Origin of the sequence: Sphingobium sp. LB126, assembly GCF_002795205.1 — a bacterium.
Taxonomy (GTDB): domain Bacteria; phylum Pseudomonadota; class Alphaproteobacteria; order Sphingomonadales; family Sphingomonadaceae; genus Sphingobium; species Sphingobium chungbukense.
In genome coordinates, this window is the sequence record NZ_NETV01000003.1 from 126,459 (window position 1) to 148,000 (window position 21,542).

Here is a 21,542-nt window from a genome sequence, read left to right on the forward strand (position 1 = left end):
CGCTTTCTCATCGCCCGTTCATGGCATTCTGTCTGGAGGATAACGCTGTGCAGGACCGGTCCGCCGATTATGCGGCGCTCGCCGCTCACCTCAATCCCGACGATCCTGGCGACGGCGCCCGCCAGATCGATGCCACCATCATCGCCTATCAGCGTGCCCGATGCCGGCCCGGCAACCACGGACAGCTCGTGCGGCACCTCGGCATGCTGCTCATGCTGATCGCTGAAACGATCGCCGTGTTTCATGGGATGCTATGGCTCGAGCCGACCGCGCTCGCGCCCTATTTGGGCTTCATCCTAGAGGTTCCGCTTTGGACCGCGGCTCCTGTTGCGGCCATAGCCATCTGGCTCGCCTTTTTCCTGTCCTACCGCATCGAAGAGAAATCTGGTCAGGAGCTGCCGGAGCCGCCCGCCGCGATCCGCGACTGGCTCGAGGCGCACGACCATCGCCACGGAATTGCCTGGTGGCACGAGACGAGATGGCCTTGGCCCAAGCTGCGCGCCCACCGGCGCGAAATATTCGGCTATGTGATCTGGCGCAGAACGCCTCTGCCCTTGCGAGCTGCACCTTGAGGGTTGGCGGGCGTCGGCAGCTTAGGGAAGGGGCGCGGAGAGTGGCGCAAAGCTATCACCCTCGGTGGGCACGAATTCCGCAAACGTGCTCGCCTTCTGGGAATGTGGTCCGAAAAGCATCCGAAATCCCCGGCCCTAACATCCTGACGAAGCCTGACAGCGGACATAGCCAGACTGACGCGGACACATCGAACTCGCCGTCGCGGTCGACGCTAGAATTGGTCGGCGCAGCCCAGATAAGGTAGCTTAGCGCAAGGTATGCCTGGTGCTACGGAGGTCGCGCTATGGTGGCGCCAACATCAATCATACTCGATGACGCCCTTAAGGGGCGCGTCCAGCACCTGGCCGAAGTGCGTCGACGCAGCTCGCATTGGATCATGCGCGAAGCCATCGCACAGTATGTCGAACGTGAGGAAAAGCGCGAGGCATTCCGCCAGGACGCCATACGGGTGTGGGACGAATATCAGCAGACGGGCCTGCATCTGACGCTTGAGGAAGCCGATGCCTGGTTGGCGAAGCTCGAAGCCGGCGAGGACGCCTCTCAATGTCAGGGTGCGATGCAGCAACCGGATTCACCTCTAGCAATTTCACCCAAAGTGTATTACACTGAAATACAGATTTCAGATGCAGGAGTTTATCATGGCGGCAAGCCGTATGGTGCAGGCTCGCGTTCCTGGCGACATTCAGGATGCGGCCAGTCAGGTTATTCGGGCTTCGGGCCTGACGGTCAGCGACGTGGTGCGCGTGTTGATGACCCGGATCGCGCAGGACAAGGAGATTCCGGCGGCGCTGTTCCAGCCCAACGCGGAAACGCTGGCCGCCTTCGCCGAGGTCGAGCGCGGCGGCCTCGAGCGGTTTGCGTCCGTGGATGCGCTGTTCGCCGATCTTCATGCGGACGATTGAGCGCACCACGGCGTTTCGCCGGGACTTCAAGCGCGAGGCGAAAGGGCCGCGCCGCAATGTGCTGGATACCGATTTGCGGCGGATTATCGAGGCGCTGGCTACGGATGCGCCGCTGGAAGCGCGGCACCGGGATCATGCCTTGACCGGCAACTGGAAGGACTATCGGGACTGCCATGTAAAGCCCGACCTGGTGTTGATCTACCGGCTCATTGACGATGACCGGCTGATCCTCGCCCGTCTCGGCTCCCATTCGCAGCTCGATCTGTAGGCAGATGGCTTGCCGCCGATATGGAGGCCCTATGACCGATGAACTACCCGACAATCCGCCGATGGACGAAGCGTTCATGGCTGGCATGAGGCCATCCCGGCGTGGGCGCAGCGCCGAGCTGCTGACTATCGCCGACCGCGCCGCGGCGCATGTGAAGCGTCCCTATGTTGACCATGCCGAATTGCTCTACGACGAAAACGGGTTACCGAAATGATCCCCGGCACTTCGGCCACGACACCCCCGCAGCGCCGCCCAGTCATTCTGCACGTCAGCTTCGATGAGGCCGGCGCGGCGATCGGCCGCTTGCTCGCCATCGCCATGCCGCCGACGCGCGCGGCCGAGACCGGCGCATCATGGAAGGTCGCGGATTTTCTCCTGGCCTGGTGGAACGGCGACGAGTGCGGGCATTTCCCGATCATCCACTTGTGCAACGTCGATGCCGTTATTGCCGAGGATATGCTTACGATCATGGCCTATCTGGCGCAGGAGTCGACGACCTACGCCGATGCCTGGGGCTACCGCGACGCGATGGGCGACCTTTGGGTGCGCTATCGTGGCGACCCGGCCGAGGCCGTTTAAACGTGCCGGAGATCCACCGCCATCAATGGGAGGCGATATGACCGACGACGAGCTTCTGGACGACAACGCGGCCGAGCGCGCCCAAGCGGCGGCGCTGCGCGACCAGGCCCGCGCCGGGGGCTTGCGCTTCGAGGCGTATCTTACCAAAGATCAGGCCGACTGGCTGTTGGAGCAGATCGAACGGGGCAGGTTTGCCGATCCTTCCGAGGCGGTGTTCCTGACCGTCCAGAACTTCATCGAAATGGAGCCGCACGGCGATCTACGCGACGAGTTGCTGCGGCGTCGTATTCAGGCCGCGATAGATGATCCGCGGCCGGGGATTCCGCACGAAGAAGTCTGCGCCAAAATAGAGCAATGGATCGCCAAGCCGCGTCCCGAACCGGCGCGGTGGCAGAGGGCGGCGCAATGACCGCGCCCTCCCCTGCCCGGTTCAGCGCCGAGGACCGCGCCGTGCTGCTGGCCGTGAAAGGCGTCGGCCCCACGGTTCTTGAGCGCCTGGAAACGCTTGGCATCGCCAGCATGGAAGCCCTGGCGTGCCAGGGCGCGGACGAGGTGTGCCGGCGCATCGCGGCGATGCTGGGCGCAAGCTGCTGGTCGAACAGTCCGATGGCGCGCGGCGCGATCGAGCGGGCGATCGACGCGGCCCGCCAGGAGCGCGCGCGATGAATCAGCTCGCCCCCCTGGCCTCGCCTGCATCGTCGCTGCGCTGGCGCTGCCGGCGTTGATCGCGGCGGCCGACGAGCGCGCGCAGCTTCGATTCCTTGAGTTCTTCGCCGTTGCGATCCGCAATCCCCACACGCGCCGCGCCTATATGCGCGCGGCGGGCGAGTTCCTGGCCTGGTGTGAGGCGCGCGGTGTCGCCTCGCTCGCCCAGGTGCAGCCGCTCCACTTCGCGGACTGGATCGAGGCGCTAGGCGGCGAGCTGGCCCCGCCCAGCGTCAAGCAGCAGCTCGCCGGCGTGCGCCGCCTGTTCGACTGGCTGGTGACAGGCCAGGCCGTGCCGGTGAACCCCGCCGCGTCGGTGCGCGGGCCGGCGCACAGCGCGCGGCGCGGCAAGACGCCCGTTCTCGCCCCCGACGAGGCGCGCCAGATACTCGACACCATAGACGTTGCCACCCATGCCGGCTTGCGCGACCGCGCGCTTATCGGCCTCATGGTCTATAGCTTCGCGCGGATCGGCGCGGCCGTCGCCATGACCGTTGACGATGCTTTCGTCCAGAACCGCCGCCTATGGGTCCGCCTGCACGAAAAGGGCGGCAAGCGGCACGAAATGCCGTGCCACCACAACCTTGAGGAATATCTGCTCGCCTATATCGACGGCTGCGGCTTGCGCGAGCGCGCCAGGGGGCCGCTGTTCCGCACGATCGCGCGCGGCACTAAGCGCCTAAGCGATGCCCCCCTCGCCCAAGCCAATGCTTTCTTGATGGTGCGCCGCCGCGCGACCGCGGCGGGCATCGGCACCGCGATCGGCAACCACTCGTTCCGCGCGACCGGCATCACGACCTATTTGAAGAACGGCGGCACCTTGGAGACGGCCGCGACTATGGCGAACCACAGCTCCACCCGCACGACGCAGCTCTACCACCGGCGATCCGATGACGTGACGCTGGACGAAGTGGAGCGGGTGTTGATTTGAGCCGGCAGGATCAGGCGTGGCGGCTGATATTCGCGCCGTGGTCGCCTTGCATCATCTGCATGGCGCTCTGTAGCATCGCCAGGGTCATGGCGTCGTTTCGGGATTGGGCGCCTGCAATGCCGTCCCGCGCGAGCTGCACGAAGTTGACCCGTTCCCAATCATCGAGCGCGATCGGTGCGCCCTGCCCTGTCCCAACGGGTATCTTCACCGTCATTCCGAGAAACGCCGAGCTGTCATCCAGCGACATTTCGCCTCTTTTGATCTTGCCGTTCATCCAGTCGAACAGCTCCTGGCGCGTCATGCTGGTGAAATCAGGCGGCGCGGCGCTGCCTGGCCCGGTTTGAGCGGTGCTTGCCGGCGCGGTGGAGAGAGCCGCCGAGAATGAGGACGAGCTGGTGCGATCGGCCGATGATGGACGCTGACTCGCGGCCAGATAGTTGTTCGCTGTTTCAATTCGCACGAGAACGCCCTTTCCGCCAAGCCAATCGCGGACGATTGCAGGACATGGTTAATTTCAGGTGAAACGGCGTGGGATTTGAGCCGGCGAGAGACCGGACCTTAAGTATCGCCCCGCGCGGTCGCATTGTTCACGGGTAGACTATTTTCGCCGGGGGCCTTGAAGTGACGACGATCGGTGCAGCTACCAGCGCGATGCCCTATATAAAATCGCGCCGCCCAGATTGAATTATCGGTCAAGGCATCAAATGGACGCTTCACCGCTGAGGAAGTTACCGCAAGGCTTGAGGCGCGCGACGTCAGACAGCTTCGCCACGCGCAGAGCTATGAAAACCTCCTTGATGGCAAGGGGACGTATTTCGGCCACTCCGTTGGCAATAAGACCGTTTGGAAGCCGGAACTGGCGGCGCAGCAGATCAACGCTGCCCGCGCCGCTCGCGTAAAGCCTTATCTGCACATGTCCGGCCCCGTCAGCATCGAGGCGCTGAACGTCGATTCCGCCGTCAGAGCGCAGGGGATGATGAGGCAGCGCGCGGGGATCCAGATGTTCGGCCTAGAGCAAACGGTACGTCTGCCGTGTACCACGACCGGTTGTCGATCTATGGCATTACTCATGCCGCAAAATCACCACCGCGCCTCGAGCGCGATCCCCAGCACGCGCGGGTTTCCAAGGACCGCACGCGGTAGCCCGTCGAGGCGATAGTGATAATATCGATCGTCGAAAAGGTTGCTGGCAAAAGCGGACATCGTCCAGTGCCCTGTCTCATAGGCGACCCGCGCGTTCACCAGCGTGCGTCCGCTGGCCCGCGATGCGCTTTGTGGTAGGCGAACCTCGGTAAAAACCGCTGAACGATGGCTGGCGTTCAAGTTAATGGCCACTCGATCGACGGGACGAATGTTGACGCCGCCGGCGAGCGTCCAGCGCGGAGCATGAGCGAATTCAAGGCCGTCATAGTCCGTCACGCTGCCGACCGTCGTGGCAAATTCATCGAACCTCGTGCGCGAGTAGCCCACCGAGGCGTACCAGTCGAAAGCGCCGCTGGGGCTGTGCGTCGCCTCGATCTCGAACCCATAGAGATGGGACGAGCCGGCATTGACGATATGCGTGTCGTATATGCTCATGCCGAAGTTCGCTGAAACCTGCTGATCCTTCCAGTCGACATAGAAGGCGTTGGCATTCAATGTCAGCCGCCCATCGAGCCACGCGGAACGCAGCGACAGCTCGTAGTTCCAGGTGAATTCAGGATCGTAGGAAAAGGTCGCCGAACGCGCGATATTGCCGCTCGAGCCGCCTGACCGATAGCCTCGTTGGACCGTGAAACCAGTCTTGAGGTTCGGCGTCCAGGCCATTTGGATCCCCGCCTTCGGCAAGAACGCATCGAAGGTCCGATCGGTAGCGGCGGCCGAACCGCTCGCTTGGGCTACGATGCCGGCAACGCCCTGGTTGATTGCAACCACCGCGCGGTACAGCGGCGACCCGGTGGAGCCGAAAGCCCTCGGATCAGGATAGGCCCCCGCGAACCGCGCGGTCTGATCGATGCCCAAGCTGTTCGTTTCGTGGTCGTAGCGAAACCCCACGGTGAACATGAGCCTCTCGGTCAGCCTGAATTGAACATCGCCGAACAGGGCATAAGATCGCACGTGACCAGAGGCATCCGCTGAGAAATCGACCGGAATCGCTGCCAGCGCCCGGCTGTAGAGTCCGGCAACCAACTGCGCAGTCGGCGCGTCGATGCCACTGCTTCGCAGCAATGCGCTTATCGTGTCGACCGGCGTCGGAACGCTGTCATCGCTCGCCGTCGCGCTTCGGTTCCTTCGATCGTAGAAGAATGCCCCCATCAATCCGCTGAGGCGATCCCCCTCATAGTTCAGCCGGAGTTCCTGGGAGAACGTCCGATAGCGATTCTGCTGGTCGTAGGCGCCCCCATCGGCGGCCGTCATGTCGTTGTCGGAGCGATTGAACTCGCTAATCTCATTGAAGGCCGTGATCGCCGTCAGGGAGAGACCTGCGCCCAAATCGAAGCGCAGATCCGCGGTCGCGATATCGGTGCTCGCCTCACTGTCGTTAGGACTGTCGGAGAAGTTCCACCGACGGTCGAAAAAGTCGGGCACAGACGTATCGGTGAAGCTGAACGAATAGCCGCTGTAGCGGTCATAGCGCGTGTAGCCGAACCGCGCCTCGAAGCCCGGAACGGCCGTCGGCGTCCACAAGAGCTTTGCTCGGACCTGGGTCGTATCAAGAGGATTCTCGTGCGCGCGCCGTGTCGGATTCCAGGTAAATCCGTCGGCGTCTCGCTTTTCCACGCTGACGCGGAATGCGAGCTCTCCGGATACGATCGGACCGCCCAGCGCGGCGGCGAACTGCGTCTCATCGGCGTCCGTTATCATGGCGCGAGCGCGCAGCTCCCATTCCATTGTCGGTTCGGCTGTCCGCATGATGACCGCCCCGGCCAGGGCGTTCAGCCCTAGCAAGGTCGACTGTGGGCCTCGCATAATCTCGACCTGGCGGACGTCCCACATATCCGCCGGCGACGCATGAACCATGGCGGCCGGCACGGCAGCTCCATCGACAAATATCGTGGCGAGAGCTGCCCCCTCGCCGCCCATGATCCCGCGGTCGGCGATGCCTCGGATAGTGAACCCGCCGGCGCTGAACGTCTCCGTCACATTCGCCGTGCGCGCGTACACCTCCTGGAGTGATAACAGATTCTCCTCCTCGATGCGCCGAGCGGTGGTCACGGCCACGCTGCTGGGCGTGTCCTGCAGGGATCTCCGTGCTTTCTCCCCTGTCACGATGATTTCGGAGTAGGTGCCGACATGGCGCTCCTGCGCACGCGCAAAGCCACTCCAAGACAGAGCGGCCAGACCCACCACTCCCCACAACAAACAACGCACCACGATGGCCCCCCAAAGCAAATCCTTCGCCAGTAGATAAAGGCGTCGCCCGCTTGCAACAGGATTGATGAAAGGTTCGGCGATTGCCCGCGCGACCTGTGTTTCAGCCCGTGCAATCCGTGACTTTTTGCGGTGACGGCGAGACCAGACCCGCTTTGGGGAGCGTAGCTGGAGAGGCTACAGCAAATCTTGTTCGCAACTTGACTATCGTCAATGATGCGAACCGGGACGGTCGCATTGCCCGAGAATTCGAAGGGGGGAATCTTGAATAGTCGACCCATAGCCTTTGCGGCGGGAAGAAATAGCCGATGAATGGCCGACAAAAGGTCTTTCCGCCTGTGCATCGGGGGAGCCGCTTGTCAGGCCTCACCGCCGATGGCGCGTTCTCGGTCTCTTGCGCACCCGCACGAGCCATCATGGCTTTGCTCACATGCCAAGGGGTGGCGATCAGGAGCAAAATCGGATTACGTCGCCGCCATGTCTTGTCGAACGCATCCTTCCGGACGGGCCTGCCCGAAGCCGTCAGCGGGACCGCGCAGCCTCGCGCCACCCCTATGATCGCTCCTCGGCGAGAACGAAGACGGTGATGTCGATGACGATGCACGAAGATGACGACCTGGCACGCTGGCTGCGCCTGACCGAAAAGCAGCGCGCCTGTCTCGACCTGCTCATCGAGCGTAAGACCTCGAAAGAGATCGCTCGGATCCTCGGAATTTCCAAGCCGACCGTGGACCAGCGCATCACCGCTGCCCGGATCATCCTCGGCGCGGCCAATCGCGACGAGGCAGCTCTCATCTACGCGCGTCTCAAACAGCTATATGACCGGATCACATATGACTCGGTGCAGGTTCCCTCGCCGCCGACGCTGGTGCCATCCGACTTTCCGGACGGCGATCCCGAACCGGTCCTGAAGCTGAGCGACAGTGCGGCGCCCACCTTCGGCGCCGGCCAGGGATCGAGGGACTTCTTCCTGCCGTTCCGGGACGGATGGAGACACGATCACAGCATTCAGGCGCGCGTCATGATCATGGTGGGAATTCTCGTCGCCTTGGTCATCGTCGTTTTCCTGGGGCTCGGCATCGCGGAAGCGCTGACGCGGCTCGTCTCCAACTGAACCTGTTCAACTTGACCCACGGTTCGCCGGCGCGCGGGTGCGCGCCCGGCAAAGGAGAACTTATGCCTCAATCCATACCTCTGATGGCCGCCCGCCTGCAGCGCGACGTGCCGACTGCTGAATCCAAGGTCGACGACGCCATCATCGCCCTGTCGTCGCTGATGACGAGCATGGTGACCGCGCGGCGCGAAAGCGGTGCGCCCGCGAAGACCGGCCAGGCGACCATCCTGCGCCTCGCCAAGGCGCAGATGTCGCTTGTCGATGTGAGCAGCGACGTCCTGCGGATCCATGGCGACCTGCTCGAAATCGGCAAGGAAATGGGCAGTTACGATCTGCGCGATTGCCCCTCCGGCTCGGCGGAAACGACCCCGCATCTCGCGGCCGTAGCCTGACGGCGATTGACCGGGAGCGACTGGCATGAAAAGCGGGAACGATGCGCATAGCAATCTTCATCGCCCTTCTGTTGGTGGCTCTCGGCTACGCCGCCTGGCGGGGCGGTGCTCCGGAGCGGGTCATGGTGGGGATTGCCATCCTGATGGTCCTGCTCGATCGCCTGCTGGTCTCGACAGGTCAGGTGGAATATCATTCGGTCGACCTGGGTTACCTGGTGATCGACCTGATTGGTTCGGCGGCGACCATCGCCTTGGCGCTTCTGGCGCATCGCTTCTGGCCCATGATCGTTGCCGTCCTCCATGTCCTGCCGCTGCTGGCGCACATCAGCCGGGCGCTCGACGTCTCGATGAACCCGATTGCCTATCTCACGATGCAGGTCGCTTCGTCCTGGCTGCTCCCGCCCCTTCTCATCCTCGCAACCTGGCGGCACCAGCAGCGCTTGCGGCGCAGCGGCAGCGATCCGTCCTGGCACGTTTTCTGGCGTCCATCGAGCCGAATGACGGTGAGCGGCTAGCCGCCGCGCTGCTGCAGGAATTCCGCAGCATCGGACGGATCCTGGCCCAAACGCCAGAAGCGCTCGAGCGGGTTCTGGGTCACCACCCTTCGATCGCGGATATCCTGCTCGGCGCCCGGGACATGTTCCTTGAGGGTCTGCAGGCCGACCTGACAACGCAGCCGGTCGACCCTGCCTGCCCCAAGCTCGGCCAATATCTCATGGCCTCGATGGGATCGCTGCCGGACGAGGTGCTGCGCATCCTTTTCCTGGACGCTTCCTACCGCCTGATCGCGGACGAGCAATTGCACCATGGGTCCGTCCGGCAGCTCGAGCTTTATCCCAGAACGATCTTTCGGCGCGCGATCGAGCACGGCGCCACCGGACTCATTCTCGTCCACAATCACCCGAGCGGCGACGCGACCCCGAGCGAAAACGACATCGTCGCGACGCGCAGGCTTTCCGACCTTGGTCGATCGCTCGATATCGAGATCGTCGATCATATTGTCGTCACGGCGACCCACGCCCAGCGCGTCGCAGCGAGCGGGCGCATAGGATCTGATCGTGCGCCCGCCTGCGCCCATGTTCTGCGCGACAATCCCGGGTCGGGAGGCGGCGGACAACAGCAAAGTGCGTCAACCGCGCTCGCAAATGCGCGCCGAGCCTATAAGCGCCGCCAGTTCCGCCGAGAGCTGATCGGGTCGCCAAAGCTCTTCGGCGAACCGGCCTGGGACATGCTGATCGACCTCTTCATTCACGAAAGCGAGGGCAAGAAGGTGGCAACGAGCGCCCTTTGCCTCGCTTCGACCGCGCCTCCCAGCACTGCGCTGCGGCTGGTCAACAAGCTTTGCGAGGCAAAGCTGCTCGTGAAGATAGACGATCCCGACGATGGCAGGCGCCAGTTTGTCGAACTGACGCCCGACACGGCCGCGCGTCTCGAAAACTATTTTGGCGCGGATGAGGGAGGGATGCAGGAGGGTTGAGGCGCCGTCTGGAAATGGATTGGACGGGCGCAGCGTTGGGGGGAGGAGAATCCCGGAGAGGTTCACGATCGCATTGCCGCCGGCTCGCGACGTTAAATTGCTGTTAACCATCCTGTCCTATTTCGAGGCAAGGGGGCCAGCGGCAGGTCGCGGTGTGGGGGTAACGCGACCTGCCAATCAGGCAATGACATCAGGGACTGATCATTCGAAGCGCCGGGCGCACTTCGGGCCTACCGCACCGGGCTGAATCATCTCGCGCGGCGCACCGATCGCCAAACCAGGTCCGGGCGAGCGGTCGGCAGGCAAATGGCGAATGGCGCTACGAACCAGCATTAGCCGGCGGACAGGATAAAGCGCCGCTTCAAAGCGACCTGGCCTCGGTTGCAATCGATTATTGGACTGTTCGCCGTATCATTTTCACCGATGGACGCGCTTAATTCGAGCAGATAACAGGTCCCGCCGCGATCATTACGGATGCGGCGGTAAGCAGGAGCAGGGCTGTGAGCGAGGAAGCGGGGCGCAACGAGAATCTCATTACTTTGACGGCTGACATCGTTGCGGCGCATGTGACGAACAACAAGGTCGAAGTCGGCGATATTCCTCGGCTGATCGGATCGGTTTACGACGCTCTCGCCAGCGTCGGCCAGCCCGGCAAGCCTGAGCAACAGGCCCCAGTCCCCGCGGTTTCGATCCGCGCTTCGATAAAGCCGGATTACATCGTCTGTCTGGAGGACGGCAAGAAGCTCAAAATGCTGAAACGCCACCTGATGACCCACTATCAGATGACCCCTGACCAGTACCGGGCGAAGTGGGGGCTGCCTGCCGACTATCCCATGGTCGCGCCAAATTATGCCGAGCAGCGCCGCGAGCTCGCGAAGAAGATCGGCCTCGGCCGGCAACCGACCGTCCGCCGCGGCCGCGGCAAGCGCAAGAAGCTCTCCATCGCTACATGAGTATCGTGGCCGCAGGGCTGATATTCCTCTGCACGCCCACCCTTGTCGCCGATGGCGATGGCCCGGTCTGGTGTGCCGAGGGTCCACGCATCCGCATCGCGGGCATCGCCGCGCGCGAACTGGATGGTACTTGCCGTCGCGGCCATCCCTGTCCCCGCGCTGGACCGATCGCGGCGCGCAATGCATTGGTGGAGCTGCTTGGCGGCTCGCGCGGTGAGGTTCGGATCGCCAACGCAGGCATCAGCCATATCCGCGTCCGCGCAGCGCCAATGCGCTGTCTCTCGACCGGTCCGGCGGGCGGCGCCAGAACCGGTGCCTTCTGCACTCTTGCCGATGGCCGCAACCTCAGCTGCGCGATGCTTGCGACCGGCACCGTCGCGCGCTGGGAGCGCTACTGGCGTTCCGACCAGCGTTGCCGGCCCTGACAACGCCAGATCTCCTGAGCAATATTTACATCGTGGCCGGATATGTACCTACCGGTGGAGTAATAAATTCTGGAATAAAGTGTCGGTTTGTTTCCAACAGCCCCGGGGGGTCGAAAGGATCAAGAGTCTTGTTCTCGCGAGTATGAATTCCTTTACTGAGGGCATCGCGTGGAAGGTACGCCAGACAACGCTAAGCGAGAACATTTCAAGAACCGCATGATGGCCGTTACCGCCGGAGGTCGCTAAGCCCCAGTTCTTCCCACATCCATGTAAAGTCATAGGTGCCCATCGGATCGGCGGTGCCCGATTTTGCCGCGCCATTTTCGATATATTTGAGCCAGTCGGCTACCTTTACCCGCCCCGCCTTTGTACAGGCCAGAACGCGTGGCGTCTTGTGGCTGAGGGCTGGGACCGGCTCATCGAGCGTTTTCGTATATTCACGGGTCAGCATATCGTGAACGATGCGCTCCATTTCATGCGGTGGAATATCCAGCGCCTCGTCCTGTGGCGTGCGGGCGGCATCGTCGGCCATAACCTGATCGAGCGTCCGGATTTCGGCCATAGGCGCGCTCACGCAATCACCAAGCCATTCGCCCATCTGGGTAATTGCTCGCTCCGCGCGGGCGGCACTGTTTACCTCGACGATCAGCTTGCGCCCTGCCAGTTCCACATTGGCAAAAACCGGCGTGCCGTCATCCATGGTCGTGACGAAGGCCCGCTTGCCTTTGGTCGCTTGCGGCTTCTTGTTCTTCGTCGCTGGTGCCAGCCAGTTCCAGAAACTGTCGCTGGCAGGTTCCAGCCATTGTGCCGCGTTCAGCCTTCGGATCAGGCTCTTGCCGACCACGCCTTTCGCCAGCGGAAAAACGATACGGTGGAACACCAGGTCATCGCCGTCGGCGTTGACCATATCCGGCGCGCTGCCGGGCATGGCCTTGCCCAGACAGTCGAGCAGCCACATGTTCGTGAACATCGGTCCCGATGCTCCCAGAAGCGCGTCCCGATCGGACGGGTCCAATTCCGCAGTGTCCTGAGTTTCGTCGGCAAGTCGGGAAAATGCCTCGACCACTCGCACGGCGCCCTCAGCGCTGAACGGCAACAGCGCTCCGGAAATGCCATGGCGCCCGTTCACGTCGACAACCCTTGCGGCGATCTTGTCCCAGTTGACCAGGGTCTGGGTTGCACCGTGTTCGCGCACCGTCACCGGAGCAACGTCGCGCAGCAGATCGCGCAAGGTCATCGACTGACCAGGCACGACTTCGCTGACCTCATAGAGCGACATGACCGTATCGCGTAACGCGCGCATATAGGCCTTGTTCGGCGCCTTTTCGTTCCAGCCCCGGCGCTTGAGATAGTCATCGACCAGATTGCGACCGTCGGGTTCCAGTTCCTGCGTAAGCAGATCTTCAAAGGCGCAGCCCCATAGCGGCCCTTGCCAGTGATCGCCAATTATCTCGAATATGGCGTCAGGCTCGAGTCCGGTCGCTTCGCTCGCCGGATCGAGATGCGCGGACAGCATTTCGGCCAATGCCTCATCCCATGGCGCGCGATCCGCATATTTCATCAGGCCGGAAAGATCGTGAGCCGATTTCGATCTGGACATTCAGATGGGCCTTTCCACGCCGAGGCGGCGCATTTCTCGATAGATGGTCGATCGGCCGATGCCGAGTTGTCGTGCTGCTTCTGTCGGCGAGATGCTCGCTTCGACCAGTTTGATGGCGGCATGTACCTTGGACATGTCGAGCGGCTGACGGCCGGGCAACTTGCCTTTGGCGCGCGCGGCGGCGATCCCATCCCTGGTTCGCTCGGAGATCAGTCTCCGCTCGAAATGGGCGATGGCCCCGAACACATGGAAGATGAGTTCGCCGGCGGCCGACGATGTGTCGATCTTTTCCTCAAGACTCAGGAGCGCGATGCCCTGGCCGCGTAGCGTCTCGACCGTGGTGAGCAATTCGGCGAGCGAGCGCCCAAGCCGATCGAGGCGGACCACCGCCAGCGTGTCGCCCTTGCGGGCATAGGCGATCAGTTCGGCCAGACCGGGCCGCTCCATGCTCTTGCCCGACATGACGTCGGTGAACACCTTGATCGCGCCGGCCTCCTCCAGACGCATGGTCTGTCCAGCCACGTCCTGATCGCCGGTGCTGACGCGGGCATAACCCAGAATATCGCCCATCCCGTGCGTCTCCCAAACGGTCGTTCTGTGGACGATCTGAAGGGCGATCGCTTCGCCCCATCCATATCCGTCCACATACTATGTCTCTTTACTCATGGCTGTCCATAGGCCCAGATGACCTTTTGTGGACGGGAATCGGAATGACGAAGCGTAAGCATCAACTCCTGACCGAGAGCGAACGCGATCAGATCCTCGCCATCCCGAGCGAGCGCGACCATCTAGCCCGGCTCTACACCTTCGAGCCTTCGGACATCGAGATCATCGGCGCACGACGGGAGCGACGGAACCAGTTGGGTGTCGCGCTGCAACTCGCGCTCTTGCGGCACCCGGGCATCACACTGGCGCAGTTGATACAGGACAAGGGAGCGATACCCCATGATCTCGCCGCCTTCGTCGCGGAACAACTTGGTCTACACGTAACCGACCTGGCCAACTATGCAGCGCGGGATCAGACGATGACGGACCATGCCCGCGAGCTGGCGATGCGAGCGGGCCTTCGTGGACCAACCCGCGCCGACATTCCCTTCATGATCGAAGCGGCCGCGAAAACGGCATGGGCGACCGACAAGGGGATGACGATAGCGATCGGCGTTGTCACCGCCCTTCGCGAGGCCCGGATTCTACTGCCGTCCATCTCCACCATCGAACGCGCCAGTAGTGCGGGACGCGCGCGTGCCCGCAAGCAGGCTGCCTACGCCCTGATCGCTGATCTTAGCGCCGAACAGGTCCACGCCCTCGACCAGGTCTTTGACGACGCCGGCGGCATGAGCCAACTCGCTTCGCTCAAGACCATTCCCGTTGCGGCCAGGCCCGATCACATCCGCCAGATTCTCGACCGCCTGCGGCAAGTGCGGAAGATCGGCATCTCCCCGGACGTGGCTGGCCGCATCCATGCCGACCGATTTCGGCAATATGTCAGGGAAGGCCGCGCTTCGCCTGCCTATATGATCGAGCGATATATTCCCTCCCGACGGCGCGCTACGCTGGTTGCGTTCCTGCTCGACCTCGAGGAACGACTGACCGATAACGCCTTGGAGATGGCGGACAAGCTGATCGGCAGCATCTTCACCCGCGCGAAGAACGCCCAGGCGCGCAGCTATGCCACCACGTCAAAGAATGTGGCGCGGCTGATGCTGATCTTTCGCAGGACAATCGACGCATTGACCGATGCGGTCGATACCGGCGAAGATCCAATGGAGGCCCTGGACGCATCGGTCGGGTGGAACACCCTCCTGAAGGCGAGGCCAGAAGTGGCGACAATCGCGGAAACCGCCAACCTTGATCCGCTGACGGTGGCGGCCGACCGCTATGCGACGTTGCGCAAGTTCGCCCCCGACCTGCTTGAGGCGCTCCAGTTCAGGGCCGGAAAGGGCAGTGCAAAAACGATCGCCGCCATCGAGATGCTGCGCGACCTCAACAGGTCGGGCAAACGCGATCTGCCTGCCGACGCTCCGATGCCCTTCCGCAAGGAATGGCGGAAAATCGTCGTGGGCGATGACGGCAAGATCAACCGGCGTCTCTGGGAAATCGCGACGATCGCGCATCTGCGCAACAAGCTGCGTTCCGGGGATGTCTGGGTGGAGCGATCGGCAGGATACCGCCGGTTCGACAGCTACCTGCTCAGCGAACCCCAGGCGAAGCCGATCGTGTCGGCTCTCGGTCTGCCACCCACAGCCGGCGAATGGCTCGAACAGCGGGGCCGCGAACTTGACTGGCGGCTTAAGAAATTTGCCCAGCGCCTGAAGCGCGACGCTCTGGAGGGTGTGCGATATCGCGACGACCGCCTCCAGATATCCCCCGTTCGCACGATCGCGACGCCCGACGCCGAAGCGCTGGCCGACCGGCTCGATGCCATGATGCCACGCATCCGCATCACCGAGCTACTGCATGAGGTGGCGCAGGAAACCGGCTTTCTTGCGGCGTTCACCAACCTGCGTACCGGCGAGCCGTGTCCCAATGAAAACGCGCTGCTCGCCACGATCCTCGCCGATGCGACCAATCTCGGCCTGTCGCGCATGGCGGCGGCGAGTCAGGGCGTCACGCGCGATCAGCTCCTCTGGACCCATGACGCCTATATCCGCGACGACAGCTACCGCGCGGCGCTGGCCCTCCTCATCAACGCGCACCACCGCCTGCCATTCTCACGAGTATGGGGCGACGGCACCACGTCCAGTTCCGATGGCCAGTTCTTCAGGGCCGCGAAGCGCGGCGCGTCGGGCGGCGATATCAACGCCCGCTATGGCGTCGATCATGGCTTCAGCTTCTACACCCATAATTCTGATCAGCGCGCGCCCTACCACGTCAAAGTGATCTCGGCCGCGACGCATGAGGCGCCCTATGTCCTCGACGGCCTCACCAGCCACGGCACCGATCTCAGGATCGTCGAGCATTACACCGACACCGGCGGGGCGACCGATCATGTCTTCGCCCTGTGCGCGATGCTGGGATTTCGCTTCTGCCCGCGCCTGCGCGACTTCCCCGACAGGCGGCTCGCGCCGATCGCGCCGGTCACGGCCTATCCGTCCATCACCCCGCTGTTGGGCAAGCGTATCCGCACCGACATCATCGGTGAGCAATGGGAAGACGTGCTGCGCCTCGTAGGGTCGATCAAGGCCGGCCATGTCGCGCCATCGGTCATGCTGCGAAAGCTCGCTGCCTACGAACGGCAGAACCAGCTCGATGTCGCGCTACAGGAAATCGGCAAGATCGAGCGGACGCTGTTCATGCTGGACTGGCTAGAAAATCCCGATCTGCGCCGGCGATGCCATGCCGGTCTCAACAACAGCGAGCAGCGCCATGCCCTGACGCAGGCGATCTACACATTCCGCCAGGGCCGCATCATCGACCGCAGCCACGAGGCGCAGCAATATCGGGCGTCCGGCCTCAATCTGCTCGTCGCCGCGATCGTCTATTGGAACACGATCTACATGGATGCCGCCGCCCAGCATCTACGATCAACATCGGTCGCGGTGCCTGATGATCTACTCGCCCATACGTCCCCAGTAGGTTGGGAGCATATTGCTTTCTCGGGCGATTTCCTCTGGGATCGAGCAGCCGCTTCCGCTGGCCGCAAGGCCCTCAATCTGCCGCCGGATAGCCGCGCCGCCTAAGCGTTCGCTGATTGTTCGCCCTTAGCGTTGTTTAGCGTACCATCCACGCTATGCCCTCATATGGGGCGACGCTGCAGACGGTTGCGCGGCAGGCTCGCCCGGGCCACCTCTGCCTTCCCTGTGGTCAGGCCCTCCGTGTAGATTGTCGGGAATCATGGATTGAGGCGCTTGGCATAGTGGAGAGGCCGCCGCTTCACCGCGGTCGCAGATGATGCGTCAATGTGGCGCGCCGGCGATCCCTCGTCAGCGATGGTTCGCTGAGGCAGACGATCGCGATTGGCTGATCTGCTGAGGCTGGAAGGTCAACACCAGCGCGTCGCGGATCGCGGGCGCGCTTGGATTCGTCGGCTTGATCGAGGTCACCACATGCTGCACTCGCCGGTCGTCGACAATCACCATTTCCAATGGTGAATCCAGTTCGATTTCGGCGATCCTGCGGCCATCCATACCGCGAATGCCGGTTACGCCACCCAGCATATTCTGGCGTGCAACGAGCATCATGATGACGAGTGCGACCCCGTCCCGATGCAGGCCTTCGGGTGTCGGCGTCGCACTCTCGAAGGTCTTCGCCTCAATCCGGAACTGGTGCATTTCGGCATGCCAACATGGGTTGGGCGTGTCCACGATCCGGCGTCCCAGTGCGTCGCCCAGGCGCAGGAGTGCGTCCGTGATCGGTTGGTCCGCGATCTGCGGTTCGACTGGCGAGAACCAACGATCGACGCCGCCATTGAGCTGGTTGTGAAGCCGGCTCTGATAATGCGGCTGGTGCGGCTTGCGAACGACCGCACCCCATTCGACGGCAAAAGCGGCGAACCGGCGCTTTCGGTAAGTCCCTCCGTCTCCCATCCATCGATCGGGATCGAGCCGTTCCCAGCTCTCGGCGTAGGGACGAAAGCTTCCGGACGGCACGCCGAGCAATTCGCCGCACTGCGCCGACGAAATATACGCGAACCCGCGGGTCTTGAGCTCGTAGATCAGTCGGCTCGCAATATCGTCATGCTTCACGAGACCGGAAGTCTGGCGTGTCATCCAGTCGTCAGCCCCGCAAGCCCCATCAGCCAGCGAAACGCCATGGCGACCACGCCAAGGGCCAGGACGCTTGCCGCCCAGATCAGCACCAGCCAGCCGAAACGGCCGAGCCACAGGCGGCGCGAGTGAGACGCGGAGCGCATCAGTGATACCCCTCCCCCGCCCGGACCTTGCCGCGGAACACGTAATAGGACCAGGCGGTGTAGGCGAGGATGAACGGGATGATGAACAGCGCGCCGACCAGCGTGAAGCCCATGCTCTCCGGCGGCGAGGCCGCCTCCCAGATCGAGATGCCCGGCGGAATGATGTGCGGCCAGAGGCTGATCGCCAGCCCGGTATAGCCGAGGAACAGCAGGAACAGCGCCAGAACGAACGGCGCGGCCTGGCTGTCGCGAGAGAGCGACCGCAGGATCAGGCCGGTAGCGATCAGCACCAGCAGCGGCACGGGCATGAGGTAGAAGAGGTTCGGCAGCGAAAACCAGCGTGTCGCCACATCCGGATGCGTAAAGGGCGTCCAAAGGCTGACGACGATGATGAACGCGAACAGCACGAGAGTGACGGGCCGGGCGAGCACCCGCATGCGCTGCTGAAGCGCGCCTTCCGTCTTCATCACAAGCCAGGTACTGCCGAGCAATGCGTAAGCGACGAGCAGCCCGGCGCCGGTGAACAGGCTGAACGGCGTCAGCCAGTCGAACAGGCCGCCGGCATAAGCGCCCTTCTCGACCCGGAAGCCGTTGATGAAGGCGCCGAGTGCCACGCCCTGGGAGAAGGTGGCGATATACGAGCCCCATGCGAACGCCTGGTCCCAGAAGGCCTTGTGGCCTTCGTCCGCCTTGAACCGGAACTCGAAGGCCACGCCGCGCCAGATCAGGCCGGCTAGCATCAGCACCAGCGGGAGGTAGAGAGCGCTCAGGATGACCGAATAGGCGAGCGGGAACGCAGCCAGAAGTGCGGCGCCGCCCAGCACCAGCCAGGTCTCGTTGCCGTCCCAGACCGGCGCCACGGTGTTGACCATGGTGTCACGGTCCTCGCGGGCAGGGACGAACGGCGACAGGATCCCGATCCCGAGATCGAAGCCATCCATGATGACGTACATCATCAGGCCGAAGGCGATGATGATCGCCCAGATGAGCGGAAGGTCGATACCCATCGTCAGTCTCCCTGGCCAATCGGGTCGATGTCGTCGCGGGCCGCGGAAAGCGGCCGTGCGGGTCGCAGGGCCTGGCCTTTCTCATGCTCGACCGCACCATCTCCGCTTGCGTGCGGCCCTTTGGCGGCCAGCTTCAGCATGTAGCTGATGCCGGTGCCGAACACCGCGCAGTACATGACGATGAACAGGATCAGCGTCGACGACAGCGCGAGCGCGCTGTGGTTGGACACCGCATCCTTCGTGCGCATCACCCCATAGACGACCCATGGCTGACGGCCGATCTCCGTCGTCATCCAGCCGGCGAGGATCGCAATGCTGCCCGACGGTCCCATCAGCAGGGCAAAGCGGAGGAACGCGCGGTTCTCGTACAATCGGCGGCGCCAGCGTAGCCAGAGCGCCCAGACCCCGAGCAGCAGCATGAGCATGCCGAGCCCGACCATCACGCGGAAGGTCCAGAAGACGATGGTCGAGTTGGGCCGATCCTCCGGCGCGAACTCCTTCAGGCCCGGAATCTGGCCATAGAGCTCATGGGTGAGGATCAGGCTGCCGAGATAGGGCACCTCGACCGCATAATGCGTCTCCTGCGCCTTCATGTCGGGCACGCCGAACAGGATCAGCGGCACGCTTTCGCCCTTCTTGCTCTCCCAATGGCCCTCGACCGCGGCGATCTTGGCGGGCTGGTACTTGAGCGTGTTGAGCCCATGCGCGTCGCCAACCGCGATCTGGATCGGCGCGACGATGAGCATCATCCACATCGCCATGGAGAGCATAGTGCGCACGGCCGGGGTGTCGCGCCGCTTGAGCAGGTGCCATGCACCGGAGGCGCCGACGAACAGCGCCGTCGAGAGATAGGCCGCGATCGTCATATGGACGAGGCGATAGGGGAAGGACGGGTTGAAGATGACCTTCAGCCAGTCGACCGGCACGACGCGGCCGTTTATGATCTCGAAGCCCTGCGGCGTCTGCATCCAGCTGTTGGAAGCGAGGATCCAGGTCGCCGAGATGAGCGTCCCGATCGCCACCATGATCGTCGCGAAGAAATGCAGCCCGGGCCCGACCTTGTTCCAGCCGAACAGCATGACGCCGAGGAACCCGGCCTCGAGGAAGAAGGCGGTGAGCACCTCATAAGCGAGCAGCGGCCCGGTGATGCTGCCGGCGAAGGCGGAGAAATAGCTCCAGTTGGTGCCGAACTGATAGGCCATGACCAGGCCGGAAACCACGCCCATGGCGAAGTTGACGGCGAAGATCCCGGACCAGAAATGGTAGAGGTCGCGATAGACCGTGTCCTTCTTCCACAGCCACAGCCCCTCCAGCACGGCCAGATAGCTGGCGAGACCAATGGTGATCGCTGGAAAGATAATGTGGAAGGAAACCGTGAAGCCGAACTGGATACGGGCCAGTTCGAGCGCCGTTAATCCGAACATTCCATCGTCTCCCCTGCCGCACCATCGACGTCTTGTGGAGCCAGACTATCGCCCTGCCGCGCGAATAAAACCGCCGATTTCTCTCGCGTATCCACGGATAGCTGGAAGACATCGGGCCGGGCATAATGACCGACGACATCGAGGTCATATTTGCCGCGGACGATCATCTTGCGATCGATATCGGCAATGCGGATCATCTCGCCCGAGAAATCCGGCTCGACGAGCACATTGCCGAGCGGATCGACGATGCACGACCCGCCGCGAATGAGCACCGTCTTGGGATCATCGCCCTGGATAGCTTCGTAGCCGGGCGGAGCGTCCGCGCGGGTGAGATATTGGCAGGCCGAGATCACGAAGCAGCGGCCCTCGATCGCGATCGTGCGCATCGTCGGCAACCAGGTGTCGCGATCGTCGACGGTCGGCGCGCAATAGAGCTCGATGCCCTGCGCATACATCGCCGTTCGCAGCAGCGGCATGTAATTTTCCCAGCAGATCACGCTGCCGATACGGCCGAGCGGTGTCTTGGCCACGCCGATGGTCGAGCCGTCGCCGAAACCCCAGACCAGCCGCTCGAGCGCCGTCGGCATCAGCTTGCGATGCCTGGAAAGCAACCGGCCGTTCGGCCCGTAGGTGAGCGCGCTGCAATAAAGCGTGCCGCCATCGCGTTCGATCACGCCGACGACGAGGTGGATGGAGTTCAAGAGGGCGATCTCGCCGAGCCGTGCGGCTTCGGGACCGGGTATTTCGATCGCGCTCTCATAATAAAGGCGGAAGTCCTCCCTGCCCTTCTGGCTCCGGCTGCCGAGCCGGGCCCCGAAGTCCAGGCCCTTTGGATAGCCACCCACAAACGCCTCGGGAAACAGGACGAGCGACGCACCCGAGCTGGCCGCATCGCGCGCGAGGTCGGCAAGCTTGGCGATGGTCTTCGGCGTGTCGAAGAGAATGGGAGCGGCCTGAACAACAGCGGCCTTGAACGTGTCGGTCATGGG

24 protein-coding genes and 2 pseudogenes are annotated in these 21,542 nt (G+C 63.0%); 16 read left to right on the top strand and 10 right to left on the bottom strand.

The features are described from left to right. Positions 1-47: 47 nt before the first annotated feature. The 9 genes and pseudogenes from CAF53_RS22095 (at position 48) to CAF53_RS22135 (ending at position 3,958) form a co-directional block, all read left to right on the top strand. Positions 48-572 carry a hypothetical protein gene (locus CAF53_RS22095; RefSeq protein ID WP_037485683.1) on the top strand — a complete coding sequence of 175 codons (525 nt, stop codon included), beginning with the start codon at positions 48-50 and terminating at the stop codon, positions 570-572. Positions 573-856: 284 nt separating this feature from the next. After that, positions 857-1,087 (top strand): annotated as a pseudogene (locus CAF53_RS29245) (CopG family ribbon-helix-helix protein); the annotation flags it as partial. Positions 1,088-1,211: 124 nt separating this feature from the next. Further along, positions 1,212-1,475: a type II toxin-antitoxin system RelB/DinJ family antitoxin gene (locus CAF53_RS22105; protein WP_021224639.1), complete on the top strand. Its 264-nt coding sequence runs from the start codon at positions 1,212-1,214 to the stop codon at positions 1,473-1,475. Next, positions 1,462-1,743 carry a type II toxin-antitoxin system YafQ family toxin gene (locus CAF53_RS22110; RefSeq protein ID WP_020818517.1) on the top strand — a complete coding sequence of 94 codons (282 nt, stop codon included), beginning with the start codon at positions 1,462-1,464 and terminating at the stop codon, positions 1,741-1,743. The genes CAF53_RS22105 and CAF53_RS22110 overlap by 14 nt, the downstream gene beginning before the upstream one ends. Positions 1,744-1,774: 31 nt before the next feature. Then, on the top strand, positions 1,775-1,957 hold the full coding sequence (locus tag CAF53_RS28350; RefSeq protein WP_020818518.1) for a hypothetical protein: 183 nt from the start codon (positions 1,775-1,777) through the stop codon (positions 1,955-1,957). Beyond that, a complete protein-coding gene (locus CAF53_RS22120; RefSeq protein ID WP_020818519.1) occupies positions 1,954-2,322 on the top strand; it encodes a hypothetical protein in 369 nt (122 codons plus the stop codon). The genes CAF53_RS28350 and CAF53_RS22120 overlap by 4 nt, the downstream gene beginning before the upstream one ends. Positions 2,323-2,359: 37 nt before the next feature. Next, positions 2,360-2,731, top strand: coding sequence for a hypothetical protein (locus CAF53_RS22125; protein ID WP_020818520.1), 372 nt, complete (start codon positions 2,360-2,362; stop codon positions 2,729-2,731). Continuing rightward, the gene (locus CAF53_RS22130; protein WP_020818521.1) at positions 2,728-2,988 is read left to right on the top strand and encodes a hypothetical protein; all 261 of its coding nucleotides are present in this window, start codon (positions 2,728-2,730) and stop codon (positions 2,986-2,988) included. Before CAF53_RS22125 ends, CAF53_RS22130 begins: the two co-directional genes overlap by 4 nt. Next, a pseudogene (locus CAF53_RS22135) lies at positions 2,985-3,958 on the top strand (tyrosine-type recombinase/integrase). The gene CAF53_RS22130 and the pseudogene CAF53_RS22135 overlap by 4 nt, the downstream one beginning before the upstream one ends. 10 nt (positions 3,959-3,968) lie before the next feature. Here CAF53_RS22135 and CAF53_RS27630 read toward each other — a convergent pair. From CAF53_RS27630 to CAF53_RS22150, 3 genes are all read right to left on the bottom strand, one after another. Next, positions 3,969-4,232: a hypothetical protein gene (locus tag CAF53_RS27630; RefSeq protein WP_197672745.1), complete on the bottom strand. Its 264-nt coding sequence runs from the start codon at positions 4,230-4,232 to the stop codon at positions 3,969-3,971. Positions 4,233-4,658: 426 nt separating this feature from the next. Continuing rightward, a complete protein-coding gene (locus tag CAF53_RS22145) occupies positions 4,659-4,871 on the bottom strand; it encodes a hypothetical protein (RefSeq protein ID WP_020818524.1) in 213 nt (70 codons plus the stop codon). Positions 4,872-5,038: 167 nt separating this feature from the next. Beyond that, positions 5,039-7,312, bottom strand: coding sequence for a TonB-dependent receptor (locus CAF53_RS22150; protein WP_235589629.1), 2,274 nt, complete (start codon positions 7,310-7,312; stop codon positions 5,039-5,041). A 589-nt stretch (positions 7,313-7,901) separates the two neighbouring features. Here CAF53_RS22150 and CAF53_RS22155 point away from each other — a divergent pair. The 6 genes from CAF53_RS22155 to CAF53_RS22175 all read left to right on the top strand — a co-directional run bounded on the left by CAF53_RS22155 (position 7,902) and on the right by CAF53_RS22175 (position 11,670). Further along, a complete protein-coding gene (locus CAF53_RS22155) occupies positions 7,902-8,423 on the top strand; it encodes a helix-turn-helix transcriptional regulator (RefSeq protein ID WP_235589628.1) in 522 nt (173 codons plus the stop codon). Positions 8,424-8,506: 83 nt separating this feature from the next. Further along, positions 8,507-8,815: a hypothetical protein gene (locus CAF53_RS22160; RefSeq protein WP_020818527.1), complete on the top strand. Its 309-nt coding sequence runs from the start codon at positions 8,507-8,509 to the stop codon at positions 8,813-8,815. 41 nt (positions 8,816-8,856) lie between these two features. Further along, on the top strand, positions 8,857-9,330 hold the full coding sequence (locus CAF53_RS27635; protein WP_020818528.1) for a hypothetical protein: 474 nt from the start codon (positions 8,857-8,859) through the stop codon (positions 9,328-9,330). A gap of 122 nt (positions 9,331-9,452) precedes the next feature. Then, positions 9,453-10,292, top strand: a complete 840-nt coding sequence (locus CAF53_RS27640) for a JAB domain-containing protein (protein ID WP_158500939.1) — start codon at positions 9,453-9,455, stop codon at positions 10,290-10,292. Between the two features lie 500 nt (positions 10,293-10,792). Beyond that, on the top strand, positions 10,793-11,245 hold the full coding sequence (locus CAF53_RS22170; RefSeq protein ID WP_020818598.1) for a MucR family transcriptional regulator: 453 nt from the start codon (positions 10,793-10,795) through the stop codon (positions 11,243-11,245). Next, complete coding sequence (locus CAF53_RS22175) at positions 11,242-11,670, top strand: hypothetical protein (protein ID WP_020818599.1); 429 nt, start codon at positions 11,242-11,244, stop codon at positions 11,668-11,670. Before CAF53_RS22170 ends, CAF53_RS22175 begins: the two co-directional genes overlap by 4 nt. Positions 11,671-11,896: 226 nt before the next feature. On the opposite strand, the gene CAF53_RS22180 is transcribed toward CAF53_RS22175, so the two are convergent. Together CAF53_RS22180 and CAF53_RS22185 are read right to left on the bottom strand one after the other, a co-directional pair. Next, on the bottom strand, positions 11,897-13,270 hold the full coding sequence (locus CAF53_RS22180) for a hypothetical protein (RefSeq protein WP_031293519.1): 1,374 nt from the start codon (positions 13,268-13,270) through the stop codon (positions 11,897-11,899). After that, positions 13,271-13,840 (bottom strand): recombinase family protein, encoded by a 570-nt coding sequence (locus CAF53_RS22185; RefSeq protein WP_013849886.1) that lies wholly within the window; start codon positions 13,838-13,840, stop codon positions 13,271-13,273. It abuts the gene before it with no gap. 140 nt (positions 13,841-13,980) lie between these two features. On the opposite strand from CAF53_RS22185, the gene CAF53_RS22190 reads away from it, so the two are divergent. Next, positions 13,981-16,950: a Tn3 family transposase gene (locus CAF53_RS22190; protein WP_015449292.1), complete on the top strand. Its 2,970-nt coding sequence runs from the start codon at positions 13,981-13,983 to the stop codon at positions 16,948-16,950. Between the two features lie 243 nt (positions 16,951-17,193). Here the strand turns inward: CAF53_RS22190 and CAF53_RS22195 are convergent, their stop codons facing one another. The 5 genes from CAF53_RS22195 to CAF53_RS22215 are packed head-to-tail and all read right to left on the bottom strand — an operon-like array spanning position 17,194 to position 21,539. Next, on the bottom strand, positions 17,194-17,979 hold the full coding sequence (locus tag CAF53_RS22195) for a 2OG-Fe dioxygenase family protein (protein WP_100239608.1): 786 nt from the start codon (positions 17,977-17,979) through the stop codon (positions 17,194-17,196). Continuing rightward, positions 17,976-18,122 carry a DUF2474 domain-containing protein gene (locus CAF53_RS22200; RefSeq protein WP_100239609.1) on the bottom strand — a complete coding sequence of 49 codons (147 nt, stop codon included), beginning with the start codon at positions 18,120-18,122 and terminating at the stop codon, positions 17,976-17,978. The genes CAF53_RS22195 and CAF53_RS22200 overlap by 4 nt, the downstream gene beginning before the upstream one ends. Next, a complete protein-coding gene (cydB, locus tag CAF53_RS22205; protein WP_100239610.1) occupies positions 18,122-19,129 on the bottom strand; it encodes a cytochrome d ubiquinol oxidase subunit II in 1,008 nt (335 codons plus the stop codon). The genes CAF53_RS22200 and cydB overlap by 1 nt, the downstream gene beginning before the upstream one ends. A 2-nt stretch (positions 19,130-19,131) precedes the next feature. Then, entirely contained in the window at positions 19,132-20,553 is a 1,422-nt protein-coding gene (locus CAF53_RS22210) for a cytochrome ubiquinol oxidase subunit I (RefSeq protein ID WP_100239611.1), read from the bottom strand. Further along, positions 20,541-21,539 (bottom strand): carbon-nitrogen hydrolase family protein, encoded by a 999-nt coding sequence (locus CAF53_RS22215; RefSeq protein WP_100239612.1) that lies wholly within the window; start codon positions 21,537-21,539, stop codon positions 20,541-20,543. The genes CAF53_RS22210 and CAF53_RS22215 overlap by 13 nt, the downstream gene beginning before the upstream one ends. Between the last annotated feature and the right edge of the window lie 3 nt (positions 21,540-21,542).

What these genes read in the sequence shown, in the direction of transcription:
- CAF53_RS22190 (WP_015449292.1), top strand. Translation starts at nt 13,981, where the DNA reads ATGACGAAGCGTAAGCATCAACTCCTGACCGAGAGCGAACGCGATCAG.
- CAF53_RS28350 (WP_020818518.1), top strand. Translation starts at nt 1,775, where the DNA reads ATGACCGATGAACTACCCGACAATCCGCCGATGGACGAAGCGTTCATG.
- CAF53_RS22185 (WP_013849886.1), bottom strand. Translation starts at nt 13,840, where the DNA reads ATGGGCGATATTCTGGGTTATGCCCGCGTCAGCACCGGCGATCAGGAC.
- CAF53_RS22110 (WP_020818517.1), top strand. Translation starts at nt 1,462, where the DNA reads ATGCGGACGATTGAGCGCACCACGGCGTTTCGCCGGGACTTCAAGCGC.
- CAF53_RS22180 (WP_031293519.1), bottom strand. Translation starts at nt 13,270, where the DNA reads ATGTCCAGATCGAAATCGGCTCACGATCTTTCCGGCCTGATGAAATAT.
- CAF53_RS22175 (WP_020818599.1), top strand. Translation starts at nt 11,242, where the DNA reads ATGAGTATCGTGGCCGCAGGGCTGATATTCCTCTGCACGCCCACCCTT.
- CAF53_RS22125 (WP_020818520.1), top strand. Translation starts at nt 2,360, where the DNA reads ATGACCGACGACGAGCTTCTGGACGACAACGCGGCCGAGCGCGCCCAA.
- CAF53_RS27640 (WP_158500939.1), top strand. Translation starts at nt 9,453, where the DNA reads ATGTTCCTTGAGGGTCTGCAGGCCGACCTGACAACGCAGCCGGTCGAC.
- CAF53_RS22105 (WP_021224639.1), top strand. Translation starts at nt 1,212, where the DNA reads ATGGCGGCAAGCCGTATGGTGCAGGCTCGCGTTCCTGGCGACATTCAG.
- cydB (WP_100239610.1), bottom strand. Translation starts at nt 19,129, where the DNA reads ATGGGTATCGACCTTCCGCTCATCTGGGCGATCATCATCGCCTTCGGC.
- CAF53_RS22210 (WP_100239611.1), bottom strand. Translation starts at nt 20,553, where the DNA reads ATGTTCGGATTAACGGCGCTCGAACTGGCCCGTATCCAGTTCGGCTTC.
- CAF53_RS22215 (WP_100239612.1), bottom strand. Translation starts at nt 21,539, where the DNA reads ATGACCGACACGTTCAAGGCCGCTGTTGTTCAGGCCGCTCCCATTCTC.
- CAF53_RS22195 (WP_100239608.1), bottom strand. Translation starts at nt 17,979, where the DNA reads ATGACACGCCAGACTTCCGGTCTCGTGAAGCATGACGATATTGCGAGC.
- CAF53_RS22130 (WP_020818521.1), top strand. Translation starts at nt 2,728, where the DNA reads ATGACCGCGCCCTCCCCTGCCCGGTTCAGCGCCGAGGACCGCGCCGTG.
- CAF53_RS22160 (WP_020818527.1), top strand. Translation starts at nt 8,507, where the DNA reads ATGGCCGCCCGCCTGCAGCGCGACGTGCCGACTGCTGAATCCAAGGTC.
- CAF53_RS27630 (WP_197672745.1), bottom strand. Translation starts at nt 4,232, where the DNA reads ATGAACGGCAAGATCAAAAGAGGCGAAATGTCGCTGGATGACAGCTCG.
- CAF53_RS22200 (WP_100239609.1), bottom strand. Translation starts at nt 18,122, where the DNA reads ATGCGCTCCGCGTCTCACTCGCGCCGCCTGTGGCTCGGCCGTTTCGGC.
- CAF53_RS27635 (WP_020818528.1), top strand. Translation starts at nt 8,857, where the DNA reads ATGCGCATAGCAATCTTCATCGCCCTTCTGTTGGTGGCTCTCGGCTAC.
- CAF53_RS22155 (WP_235589628.1), top strand. Translation starts at nt 7,902, where the DNA reads ATGACGATGCACGAAGATGACGACCTGGCACGCTGGCTGCGCCTGACC.
- CAF53_RS22120 (WP_020818519.1), top strand. Translation starts at nt 1,954, where the DNA reads ATGATCCCCGGCACTTCGGCCACGACACCCCCGCAGCGCCGCCCAGTC.